Genomic DNA, 11,712 nt, shown 5'->3' on the forward strand with positions numbered 1-11,712 from the left:
GCCCACGCCCCCGCCCGCGCCGGACGACCCGTACCGGCGCGGCTCGTCGCCACGCGCCGGCCGCGTCGACCCGTACGCCGATCGTGATCGGCGCGGTGGGCCGGGGTACCGGGACGGCCCATACCAGAACCGGAGGGACCCGTACCGGGACCGGACACCGGAACGGGACCGGACACCGGAACAGGATCATGGCTACGACCGGCCGCGCGACCGCGGTGGTCGTGACCCCTATCACCGTGACCCCCGTGACGGGCGTGAGGGACGAGCCGACGCTCCTCGGCGAGCCGACCCCTACCGCGAGCCGAGCAACCCCGGCCGCCGGCCCGGCTCCGGTTCGCCGCCCGATGGGCTCGAACCCCTCGACGACGTGTACGACGCCGACACGGAGCTCCCCGGCCGCGCCGCCGCGGAGCCTCCCGGCGGGGATGGTCGACGTGGCCGACCCAGATCAGCTCGAGGCTGGTAGCGCCCGATGGACCTCACCGAGCCCAGCGAACTCGTACTGCTGGTTGTCAAGATCGGATTCCTTGCCCTCCTCTGGGGATTCGTTCTGGTCGCCGTGCGCGCCGTCCGGCTGGACATGTTCGGCCCCACCAAGCGTCAGCAGCGGCGCGAGCCGCCCCCCCTGGTCCGGCCGACGCCGCCGCGCACTCCACCCCAACCTCCACGCAAGCCACAGACACCTAGCAAACTCGTGGTGACCAAAGGCCCCTTGACCGGCACAACGATCCCGCTAGGAACGGCACCTGTCACCATCGGACGGGCACAGGACTCGACTCTGGTCCTCGAGGATGACTTCGCATCCGGGCGGCATGCGAGACTCGTGCCCCACGACGGGCAGTGGTTCGTGGAGGATCTGGGCTCGACCAATGGCACATTCCTCAACCGTACGAAGGTGACCAGTCCCATGCCGGTACCTCTCGGCGCGCCGGTCAGGATCGGGAAGACGGTCCTGGAGCTCCACCGGTGAGCCTCAGGCTTCACTTCGCCGTCCGCTCGGATGTCGGGCACGTACGGGAAGGAAACGAAGATTCAGCCTATGCCGGGCTCCGCCTGCTGGCGGTGGCCGACGGCATGGGTGGTCATGCCGCGGGGGAGGTCGCCAGCTCAACGGTGATCTCCCGCCTGGCGGGTCTCGACGACGCGATCGACAGCGACGATCTCGTGACGGAGCTGAACGAGGCCGTCCGGGACGCCAATCGACAGCTGCGCGAGATGTCGCTGGAGAACAGCGCGCTGGACGGCATGGGCACCACGGTGACCGCCGTGCTCTCCTCCGGTGACATGCTCGGGGTGCTGCACGTCGGCGATTCCCGGGCCTACCTGCTGCGCGACGGCGTCCTCAGCCAGGTCACCCACGATCACACCCTGGTGCAGGATCTCGTGGACCAGGGTCGGATCACCCCCGAGCAGGCGAACACCCATCCGCAGCGCTCGCTGCTGATGCGGGCGCTCGACGGTCGGGAGGTCGAGCCCGATCTCTCCGTGCGCCAGGCGATCGCGGGAGACCGCTACTTGCTGTGCACCGACGGTCTGTCGGGGGTGGTGAGCGAGGAGACAATCCTCGAGACGCTGCTGCTGCCCACCCCGCAGGAGGCGGTCGACCAGCTGGTCGACCTGGCCCTCAAGGGCGGCGGCCCGGACAACATCACCGTCGTGGTCGCCGACATCGAGGAGGACCACGGCGAGGCGGAACCCTATCCCCTCGTAGCCGGCGCGGCAGCCGAGAAGCGGGCGGTTCCCGGCGCGTCGCCGGCCCGCAGCGGGCCGAATCCCCAGTACCCCGACCACGAGTCCGCGGCGGCGAAGGCGGCCCGTATCGGTCGGCCGGGCTTCCACCGGCGGGACCGCCAGGCGCAGGCCAGCGATCGCGGCGACGACGACGGCGACGACTCCGACCCGGAAGGATCCGGGGGGCGGCGCTCCGGGCGGCGGGTCCTGTTCGTCTCCACCGTGGTGTTCGTGCTCATCGCGGCCGGTGCCGCGGCCGGGTGGACCTACGTGCGCGGGCAGTACTATGTCGGCGTTGACGACGAACACGTCGCTCTCTTCCAGGGAGTGAAGGGCATTCCGCTGTCCTCGGTGGTACTCCCCCGCCGTCAGCCACTGTCGGAGGTTGCGGAACCCGATCAGGCGGAGCTCCGACGAGGCATCCGCGCCGGCAGCCGTGACGATGCGGAGAAGATCATCTCGCGCCTACGGACCCCGGCCACGCCCTCCGTACGCCCGAGTCCGAGTCCGACCGACCGTTCCAAGGCGCCGTCGGGCACCTCGGGCTCCTCCCTCCTGTCCACCGCCCTGTGCCAGCCGGCGACCGGTGCCGGCGTCACGGTCCCGGGATGCCCGACCGCACCCGTCCCCACCCCCTCACCGTGATCTCAGGCCAGCGATGACCCGCCCGCCGATCCCCCTACCTCCGCTGCGCAGGCCGAGGTCGGCGGACCTCACCGCGACCTTCGCCGGCTTCCCCCTGCCCACCGGCACCAACCTCCCGCCCTACCGGCGCCGGGAGCTCATCCTGATGATCTTCGCCGGCGTGCTCGCGACCAGCGCGCTCGTCGCGTTGACCTTCGCCGACATCGGCCAGGTCTCGCTCGGGATCTTCTCCATCGGTCTCGGCTTCTTCTGCCTGTGGGCGCTGGCCCACCTGGCGGTACGCAGGTTCGCGCCGGCCGCCGATCCGGTGCTGCTCCCGGTCGTCGTCACGCTCAACGGCCTGGGCCTGGTCATGATCTATCGGCTCGACCTCGCCAAGGCGGATGCCGCCGAGCGGGCGGGAACCCACATTCCGCCCGGTGCCGCGCAGACGCAGCTCGTCTGGACCCTGCTGGCGGTCATCGTCTTCATCCTGGTGCTGGCGCTGGTACGCGATCATCTCTCGCTCGCCCGGTACGCCTACACGGCCGGTCTGGTCGGTCTGGTCGGTCTGGTGCTGCCGATCGCGCCTGGCATCGGCGCGACCATCAACGGCGCGCGCCTCTGGCTGCGGATCGGGCCGTTCTCCTTCCAGCCGAGCGAAGTCTCGAAGATCATTCTTCTGATCTTCTTCGCCGGCTATCTGGTCAACAAACGCGAGGTCCTCTCGGTGGCCTCCCGCTCCTTTCTCGGGATGGGGATCCCGCGCGCCCGCGACCTCGGGCCGGTACTGGTGGCGTGGCTGGCGAGCCTGGGCATCCTGATCGTGCAGAAGGACCTCGGCTCGTCCCTGCTGTTCTTCGGAATGTTCATGGTCGTCCTCTACGTCGCCACCGAGCGGGCATCGTGGCTCTTGGTCGGCTTCGTGCTGTTTCTGTTCGGTGCCGTGATCGCGCACAGCATGTTCAGCCATGTCCAGGTCCGGGTGGACGGCTGGCTGCACGCCTTCGACGGTGACAACCCGTCGAGCACGTCGTACCAGCTCGTGCAGGGCCTCTACGGCTTCGCCGCCGGTGGCATCACCGGTACGGGGCTCGGGGAGGGGCACCCGCAGAAGGTGCCGTTCGCGAACACCGACTTCATCATGGCGAGCCTCGGTGAGGAGCTCGGTCTCACCGGCGTCATGGCCATCCTGATGATGTACGCCCTGGTCGTGCTGCGCGGGATGCGCGCGGCCCTCGGCGCGAAGGACCCGTTCGGCAAACTGCTGGCGGCCGGGCTGTCCTTCACCCTGGCGCTGCAGGTGTTCGTGCAGGTGGGCGGGGTCATGCGGCTCATCCCGCTGACCGGGCTCACGCTGCCGTTCGTCTCCTACGGCGGGTCGTCCATCGTGGCCAACGCCGCGATCATCGCATTGCTGCTGCGGGTCAGCGACGCCGCCCGCCGCGCACCCGAACCGGTGCCGGATGCCCCCCTGTTCGACCCGGGCGCGGTTGCCGAGAGTCCCACCCAGGTGGTGAAGACGACATGAACCGCACGGTGCGCAAGGTCGCCGTCGCCTGCATGCTCCTCTTCGCCGCGCTCCTGGTGAACGCGAACTGGCTCCAGGTGGGCGAGGCGGGCAGCCTCAAGTCCCAGCCGACGAACGGGCGTCAGATCACCGAGCGCCTGGAACGACAGCGGGGCGCGATCGTCGCCGGTGACGTGGAGATCGCACGTTCGGTGCCGTCGAACGACCAGTACAAGTACCAGCGGCAGTATCCGGCCGGGCAGCTCTACTCCAACGTCACCGGCTACTACACGCTGTTCACGGCGGCAGGCCTGGAGCGGTCCGAGGACGTCTTCCTGTCCGGAGACGACGACCGGCTGCTCGCAAGCCGGGTGACCGGCCTGTTCACCGGCGCGGAGCGGCGCGGCGGTTCCGTGGTCACCACGATCAACCCCGCCGTCCAGAAGGCGGCGGCGGAGGCGCTCGACAACCGCAAGGGCGCGGTGGTCGCCATCGAGCCGTCGACCGGCGCGATCCTGGCGATGGTCACCAACCCGTCCTACGACGCGAACGCGCTGGCGGCCCATGATGAGAAGGCCGCAGCCAATGCCTATGGGCTGCTGTCGGGCAATCCAGATCAACCGCTGCTGAACCGGGCAGCCCAGCAGACCTATCCGCCCGGTTCGACCTTCAAGCTCATCACCGCCGCCGCCGCGCTGTCACAAGGCAGGACGCCGGACACTCGCGTCGCGGCACCCGACGAGCTACCGCTCCCACTGAGCACCGTGCGGCTGCCGAACTTCGGCGGCGAACGCTGCGGCGACGGCGAGACCGACACCCTCATTCACGCGCTCGCCATCTCCTGCAACACCGCGTTCGCACAGCTCGGTATCGATCTCGGTGCCGACACCCTGCGCGTTCAGGCCGAGGCCTTCGGCCTGAACGCGACCTTCCCCGACTTCCCCTTGCAGCAGGCCCGTAGCGTCTTCCCCGCCAAGCTCGACGCCGCGCAGACCGCGCAGTCGGCGATCGGCCAGTACGACGTCCGGGTCACGCCCCTACAGATGGCGGAGGTGGTCGCGGCGATCGCCAACGACGGCACGGAGATGAAGCCCTATCTCGTGTCCGAACTGCGCAGCCCGGACCTCAAGAGGATCAGCAAAACCGAGCCGAAGAAACTCGGTGAACCGGTGAGCCGCGAGGTGGCCGCCCAGCTCACGACCATGATGGAAAGCGTGGTGACGTCGGGGACCGGTCGGCGGGCGCAGATCGGCGGCGTCGCCGTCGCCGGGAAGACGGGGACCGCCGAGCACGGCACCAGCCTGCCGCACGCCTGGTTCGTGGGGTTCGCCCCGGCGGACGCTCCGAAGATCGCGGTTGCCGTCATCGTCGAGGACGGCGGCGGCGAGCTGGGTACCGGTGGTGCCGTCGCCGCCCCCGTCGCGAAACAGGTCATACAGGCCGCATTGGACAAGCCATGAACAACTCCCCGGGCAATCCCATCTCCCCGTCGCAGCCCTTCGCCGGCGCCGCGTCGCCGAACACCGTCCTCGACAACCGGTACCGCCTGAACGGGCGGATCGCCGCCGGCGGCATGGGTGAGGTCTGGCGTGGCCTGGACCAGACCCTCGGCCGCCCCGTCGCGGTGAAACTGCTGCGCCCGGAGTACGCCAGCGACGAGTCGTTCCTGGTGCGGTTCCGCGGCGAGGCCCGCCATGCCGCCCGGCTGTCACACCCGGGCGTCGCCTCGGTCTATGACTACGGCGAGGTCGCGACCGCCGACGACTACCCGACCGCCTACCTGGTCATGGAGCTGGTGGAGGGGGAACCCCTCTCCGCCGCGCTGCACCGGGAGAAACGGTTGTCCCCGGAACGCACGCTGGACATCCTCGGGCAGGCGGCCGACGCGTTGCAGGCCGCGCACGCCCTCGGCGTGGTCCATCGCGACGTCAAGCCCGGCAACCTGCTGCTGCGCCCGGACGGCGCGGTGAAGGTCACCGACTTCGGGATCGCCCGCGCGGTCGACGCCGCGCCGCTCACCGCCACCGGCATCATGATGGGGACGGCCTACTACGTGTCCCCCGAGCAGGCGTCCGGGCGTCCGGTGACACCGGCGAGCGACGTCTACTCGCTCGGCGTCGTCGCGTACGAGTGCCTCGCCGGTCGCCGCCCCTTCGACGACCGCAACCCCATCGTGGTCGTGATGGCCCACCAGCAGGACACCCCGCCCCCGCTACCGACCGACATCCCCTACCAGGTACGGGCCCTGGTGGACTCGGCGATGGCCAAGGACCCCGCGCGCAGGCCCAGTTCGGCGGGGGCATTCGCGCGTTCGGCGGCCGGGATCCGGCGCAGTCTGTGGAGCCCGGAGCCTGCGCGCTGGCCCGGCGCACCGGACGCGACCGCCCGCCATCCGGGGCCGGGCGCCGTCCTCCCGCCCGCCGGTGCCGCCGCTCGCCCGCCCCGATCCACCTCGCGCACCCGGCCACCGTCCTGGGTGGCCGCACCGCCACCGTCCGGTCGCACCAGTGGACCGGGGCGCACCGGCGCTCCGCCGGACAACGCCCAGGCGGTTCCCGATAGCCCGGAAGCCATGCTCGGCGGACCCGACGTACCTGCAACGGCCCTGCACAGCCCGCCCTTCGGCGGCCCCGACACGGCGTACGGTGGCCCCGAGCCGGCATACGGCGGCTCGGCCTACGGGACGCCGGACCGTGGCGGCCCCCGCGATCCCGGCACCGCCTACCACCCGGGTCCGCCGCCGTGGGCCCGTACCCCCGGCGGCCCCCCAGATCCGTCCGGCCCGGACGGCCCGGATGATCTGCGGCCGGGCTGGGAGGGGCGAGCCGCTCGACGGCACCGGCCGAAGGCGGCCTCCCGTCCCGCCCTGCCACTGCCACTTCTGATCATTCTGCTGATCCTCACCGTGGTGATCGTCGCATTCGCGACCAACAGGTTGTTCTCCGGCAGCAATTCCGCATCGAACTCCGCGACCACACCACCGAGGGTGGTCTACCCAACCGCAATCGGTGATGAAATCGTCAGCGGTAACGCCGGGTCGGCGATTTCCGGCGCGGGAGGGGCGACAGCAGGGGAGTATTCGTGACCGACGTGACGGAGATGTATGCCCCGGGGGCTGGGCCGCAGATCATCGGCGGGCGTTACGAGCTGGGCGAGGGCATCGGCTATGGCGGCATGGCGGAGGTCTTCCGCGGCCGTGACATCAGGCTCGGCCGTGAGGTCGCCGTCAAGACGCTGCGCCCGGACCTCGCCCGTGATCCCACCTTTCTCGCCCGGTTCCGCCGAGAGGCGCAGTCCTCGGCCGCGCTGAACCACCCCGCGATCGTCTCGGTGTACGACACGGGCGAGGACGTCATCAACGGGGCGCAGATCCCCTACATCGTGATGGAGTTCATCGAGGGGCGGACCCTGCGCGACGCGCTGCAGACCGAGGGCCGGTTCACCGAACGCCGCGCCATGGAGATCACCTCCGACGTCTGTGCCGCCCTGGACTACAGCCACCGGATGGGGATCATCCACCGCGACATCAAGCCGGCGAACGTGATGCTCAGCCCGGACGGCTCGGTCAAGGTCATGGACTTTGGCATCGCCCGCGCCACCACCGCGACCTCCTCGACCATGACCGCGACGGCGGCGGTGATCGGCACCGCTCAGTACCTGTCCCCGGAGCAGGCCCGAGGAGCCCGCGTCGACGCCCGCAGCGACGTCTACACCACCGGGGTGCTGCTCTACGAACTGCTCACCGGGTCGCCGCCGTTCCGCGGGGACAACCCGGTGGCCGTGGCCTACCAGCACGTGCGGGAGGATCCGCTGCCGCCGTCCGCTCACGATCGCGACATCTCCCCCGAGGCCGACGCGATCGTCCTCAAGGCGATGGAGAAGGACGCCGACGACCGCTACGGCACCGCGGGTGAGATGCGCGACGATCTGGAACGGGCGCTGGCCGGACGGCGCGTGCACGCCATGATGGGAGGTGGTGGCGCGGGCGGGGCCGCCACCACCCTCGGCCCGGCTGCGCCCGGCACGGCGATCCTCAGCCGCGGTGACCGAGCGGGTTATCCCACCCGGGACCGCTACCGCGACGACGACCAGACCACTTACCGCGACGTCCCCTACGACGACGGCCGGTTCGGCACCGGTCCGTTCGACCGCTACGACGTGACCGGGGCCATCGACCGGCAGGCCGTTCCCAACCAGGAGCGTTCCCAGGCGTGGAAGTACATCCTCGCGGGTCTCGGAATCGTCATCGTCTTCGTCGCCGTCGTCCTGCTCGCCACGACCTTCCTCAGCACCGGCAACAACACCGCCTCCACGAAGAAGATCCTCGTCCCGACCGGCCTCGTCGGGCAGAACGAGCAGCAGGCCCGCGCCCGGCTGCAGAGCGCCGGCTTCGGGGGGGAGGTGGTCACGAAGCTGGTCGACTCACCGGACCTGGCCGGTCGGGTCACGGCGGTCGACCCGGCCGAGGGCAAGGAGGTCGCCGCCAAGGGGGTGATCACCCTATCGATCGGCAAGGCCGCCGACGACGTCCAGATCCCCGCCGACCTGATCGGGAAGACCCAGGCCGAGGCCGAGGCTGCGCTGCGGGCGTTGGGGCTGGTCCCGAACCCGATGGCCTACGGCAACCCGACCAGCCAGAAGGTCGGCACGGTGGACAGCACCGATCCGCAGGCGGGTTCGGCCGTCAAGCGCGGCAGCACGGTCACGCTCAACGTGGTCAGCCCGAACGTCAACGTTCCCGACGTGCGCAACCGCACGTACGACAATGCCGCCGCCGAGCTCGGCCGCTACGGGCTGAGGGCGGCCCAGCAGCCCGTCGCGAACAACAACGTGGCGCCGGGGACGGTTGTGGACCAGAGCCCGTCCGGCGGCAACGTCCCTCGGGGTTCGACCATCACGCTGTCCGTCGCCCAGCAGATCCAGACCACCGCGCCACCGACTCCAACCGAGACGCCGACCGGGCCCACCCCGACCACGGAGCCGACCAGCACTTCGCCGAGCCCGACGGGTAATCCCACCCCTGGGACACCGGCCACGACGAAGCCGGGCGGCCTGGGGGGGAGGCTGGGCGGCCGCAACGGCGGTGGCGGTTCCGGCGGTGGCGGCACCTGAGGTCGTCGCGCCGACGGAGGCGGTCGTGGCTGCTCAGGCAGTATGGGACTGCGGCCGCCCACGGCAGGGTGCCTGATGCCGCGGGAGGTCACGATCTGATGCGCATCCTGGTGATCAACAACTACGACTCGTTCGTCTTCAACCTTGTCCAGTACCTGGGCCAGCTCGAGACCGAATGCATCGTGCGCCGCAACGACGAGATGACGCCGGCCGACCTCGCCGCGCTCGGCGTCGACGGGGTCCTGCTCTCCCCGGGACCGGGTACGCCCGAGGCGGCCGGCGTGAGCATTCCCATGGTGCGAGCCTGCGCGTCGGGCGGCATGCCGCTGCTCGGGGTGTGCCTGGGCCATCAGGCGATCGCGGTCGCGTTCGGCGCTACCGTCGACCGCGCCCCGGAGTTGCTGCACGGCAAGACCTCGGTCGTCCGCCATGACCGGACCGGCGTTCTCACGGACCTGCCGTCGCCGTTCGTCGCGACCCGCTACCACTCGCTGGCCGTCGAGGAGGACACCCTTCCCGAGGAAATCGAGGTGACTGGCCGGACCGAAAGCGGCGTGGTGATGTCGCTGCGCCATCGACGGCTCCCGCTCGAGGGCGTGCAGTTCCACCCGGAGTCCGTCCTCACCCAGGGCGGCCACCTGATCCTCGCCCGTTGGCTGGACCAGTGCGGCGACGGCGGCGCGGCGCGCAGGCTCGCGCCGGGGCTGTCCGCCGAGGTCGAGACCCTGCGGACGGCGGCGTTTTCCTAGCCGCGCCTGGCGATGCCGGACGGGTCGATCGGCCCGTCGTAGCCGGGTAGCCGGCTGTCGGCGGCCTCCTCGACGCGGTATCCCAGCCGGTAGGCGTCGACGTACTGCCGGTAGATCGTGACCTGCGGATTGGCCCGCAGGCTGGAGCGCAGCGCGGCGACCTCCCCGATCGCCGTGATCCGGAACGGCGGGGAGAAGACCTCGCCGTGCAGCAGAAGAGTGTTCCCGACGCAGCGGACCGCCGTCAGTGCCGTCACCCGGCGGTCCATGATGCTCATCGCCTCGGCGCCGCCGGCCCACAGCGCGTTCACGACCGCCTGGACATCCTGCTGGTGCACGATGAGATCGTCGGGCCTCGGGGCGGGCACGCCGGGGGCGTACGGGCCGCCCCGGCCCTCCCGCGGGGCGTCGTCCAGCTCGACGGTCAGCGCCGGCCCGCGCACCGGGGCCAACCCCGCGGGACCGGCCAGCAACTCGACCAGGGACCGGGCGGCGGCATCGGTCCCGAGCGCGAAGCCCGGTGCCCCCGACGGGACGGCCTGCGCCGTGGTCGCGCGCCGCCGCGACGCGGCGTCCAGCCCGGCGCGGCGGTCGGCCACCCAGCCCGCCTCCTCGTCGACAACCTGCGCGACTCCCGCCCGCTCCTGGGCCGCCCAAGCGGCGGTGTCCCGCGGGCCGGCCCGATCGAACGGGCCGCCGTCCAGCACCACGACGCCGGACAGCACGACGCCGGACAGCACGCCGGCCCAGAACAGCGACACCGCCCAGATCACCCGCCGCGACCGGCTCCCCGGCCAGGGCCAGGGCCATAGCCAGCCGTGCACCGTCGTCCCCAATCTCCCTCGGGCCCCGCTGAACGGTTCACCCATGCATGCCGATGAATCGCCGGGGGCGGCACGCGACCATGCCACAACCAGCCCGGCCGGGCGATCCGTCCGCCGCGTCGGAGGTATCGCCTCCCGCGCAGGCTACGCGGCCGATGGCGCTCTCGATGCCACATCGGTCTGATCGTCCCGGCACCGGCCGCGACGTCGGCGTCGCCCGGGCCCCGACCGGAGGTGAATCCAGCCGGCCGGTACGCAACGGCGTTTCCACGGACACCCTGTCTACGCTGGTACCCAGCGCGAGACCGCCGATGGCCGGACGAGGACGGCGACGACGGTCGCCGCTCTCGTCCACGCACGGCCATCGAGGAGTTCCGCAGTGCCCGAGTCACGACGCCGCAAGCCCAAGAAGCCAACCCCGACCACCACCGCGGGCGCGTCGGCACGCAGGCGGAAGCCGCCGTCCCCGCCCTGGTTCGGCGGTCTGATCCTCGCGTTCTTCCTGGTCGGGATCGCCTACCTGCTCGTCTACTACTTCTCCAACGGCGGCGTCCTGGGGATGGAGGGGCTGGGCGGCTGGAACAGCCTTATCGGGTTTGGTTTTGTCGTCGTCGGACTGGCCGTGTCGACCCAGTGGCGATAGCCGGCCCGCACGCCAGACGCCCGATGGCCACGCCCGGCACAACCGCAAGAGCTTCCAGCCGTATTATTCATCCACAACCATTGTCCACAAGTGTGGATACCTCCACCTTGATCACCGATTACCCAGGGCATCCTGTTGTATCCTGAACGCCAGAAGATTTCCGGCTCCTCACCCTACGAAGCCACGATCGGGTTCTCCCGAGCGCTCCGCGTGGGCGAACGCGTGTTCGTCAGTGGGACTGGGCCGGTGTGGCCGGACGACACGGTTCCACCGGACGCTGAGCTGCAGACCCGGCGGTGCTTCGAGATCATCCGCACCGCACTGCGCGAGGCGGGCACCGATCTCGGTGACGTCACCCGTACCCGGATGTTCATCACCGATCCCGCCCACGCTCCGGCCGTCGGCGCCGTCCACGGCGAGCTGTTCGCCGCGATCCGCCCAGCCGCCACGATGGTCGTCGTTGCGGGACTACTCGACGAGCGTTGGGTCGTCGAAGTGGAAGCCGAGGCGATCCTTGGG

The 11,712-nt window shown here is 70.8% G+C and carries 10 protein-coding genes; 9 read left to right on the forward strand and 1 reads right to left on the reverse strand.

From position 1 onward, the window contains the following. The first annotated feature begins 472 nt into the window (after window positions 1-472). The 7 genes from AC08ON_RS09630 to AC08ON_RS09660 all read left to right on the forward strand — a co-directional run bounded on the left by AC08ON_RS09630 (window position 473) and on the right by AC08ON_RS09660 (window position 9,726). Entirely contained in the window at window positions 473-970 is a 498-nt protein-coding gene (locus AC08ON_RS09630; protein WP_476616807.1) for an FHA domain-containing protein FhaB/FipA, read from the forward strand. Then, a complete protein-coding gene (locus AC08ON_RS09635) occupies window positions 967-2,376 on the forward strand; it encodes a PP2C family protein-serine/threonine phosphatase (protein ID WP_476616808.1) in 1,410 nt (469 codons plus the stop codon). Before AC08ON_RS09630 ends, AC08ON_RS09635 begins: the two co-directional genes overlap by 4 nt. Before the next feature lie 13 nt (window positions 2,377-2,389). Further along, window positions 2,390-3,886, forward strand: coding sequence for an FtsW/RodA/SpoVE family cell cycle protein (locus tag AC08ON_RS09640; RefSeq protein ID WP_476616809.1), 1,497 nt, complete (start codon window positions 2,390-2,392; stop codon window positions 3,884-3,886). Then, window positions 3,883-5,325: a peptidoglycan D,D-transpeptidase FtsI family protein gene (locus tag AC08ON_RS09645; protein WP_476607228.1), complete on the forward strand. Its 1,443-nt coding sequence runs from the start codon at window positions 3,883-3,885 to the stop codon at window positions 5,323-5,325. The genes AC08ON_RS09640 and AC08ON_RS09645 overlap by 4 nt, the downstream gene beginning before the upstream one ends. Further along, window positions 5,322-6,950: a serine/threonine-protein kinase gene (locus AC08ON_RS09650; protein WP_476607227.1), complete on the forward strand. Its 1,629-nt coding sequence runs from the start codon at window positions 5,322-5,324 to the stop codon at window positions 6,948-6,950. The genes AC08ON_RS09645 and AC08ON_RS09650 overlap by 4 nt, the downstream gene beginning before the upstream one ends. Beyond that, window positions 6,947-8,977: a Stk1 family PASTA domain-containing Ser/Thr kinase gene (pknB, locus tag AC08ON_RS09655; RefSeq protein WP_476607226.1), complete on the forward strand. Its 2,031-nt coding sequence runs from the start codon at window positions 6,947-6,949 to the stop codon at window positions 8,975-8,977. The genes AC08ON_RS09650 and pknB overlap by 4 nt, the downstream gene beginning before the upstream one ends. A gap of 98 nt (window positions 8,978-9,075) precedes the next feature. Then, window positions 9,076-9,726, forward strand: a complete 651-nt coding sequence (locus AC08ON_RS09660) for an aminodeoxychorismate/anthranilate synthase component II (protein ID WP_476616810.1) — start codon at window positions 9,076-9,078, stop codon at window positions 9,724-9,726. Here the strand turns inward: AC08ON_RS09660 and AC08ON_RS09665 are convergent. After that, a complete protein-coding gene (locus AC08ON_RS09665) occupies window positions 9,723-10,499 on the reverse strand; it encodes a DUF881 domain-containing protein (RefSeq protein ID WP_476607224.1) in 777 nt (258 codons plus the stop codon). The genes AC08ON_RS09660 and AC08ON_RS09665 overlap by 4 nt on opposite strands. Before the next feature lie 430 nt (window positions 10,500-10,929). On the opposite strand from AC08ON_RS09665, the gene AC08ON_RS09670 reads away from it, so the two are divergent. Further along, window positions 10,930-11,193 (forward strand): cell division protein CrgA, encoded by a 264-nt coding sequence (locus tag AC08ON_RS09670; protein ID WP_476607223.1) that lies wholly within the window; start codon window positions 10,930-10,932, stop codon window positions 11,191-11,193. A gap of 135 nt (window positions 11,194-11,328) precedes the next feature. Further along, window positions 11,329-11,712 (forward strand): RidA family protein (locus tag AC08ON_RS09675; RefSeq protein WP_476616811.1); only part of this gene is annotated, 384 nt, incomplete at its 3' end.

This window comes from Frankia sp. CoWAU3, from assembly GCF_977971855.1.

Excerpts from the sequence above, each read along its gene's own strand:
- AC08ON_RS09640 (WP_476616809.1), top strand. The coding sequence starts at position 2,390 with ATGACCCGCCCGCCGATCCCCCTACCTCCGCTGCGCAGGCCGAGGTCG.
- AC08ON_RS09630 (WP_476616807.1), top strand. The coding sequence starts at position 473 with ATGGACCTCACCGAGCCCAGCGAACTCGTACTGCTGGTTGTCAAGATC.
- AC08ON_RS09660 (WP_476616810.1), top strand. The coding sequence starts at position 9,076 with ATGCGCATCCTGGTGATCAACAACTACGACTCGTTCGTCTTCAACCTT.
- AC08ON_RS09645 (WP_476607228.1), top strand. The coding sequence starts at position 3,883 with ATGAACCGCACGGTGCGCAAGGTCGCCGTCGCCTGCATGCTCCTCTTC.
- AC08ON_RS09650 (WP_476607227.1), top strand. The coding sequence starts at position 5,322 with ATGAACAACTCCCCGGGCAATCCCATCTCCCCGTCGCAGCCCTTCGCC.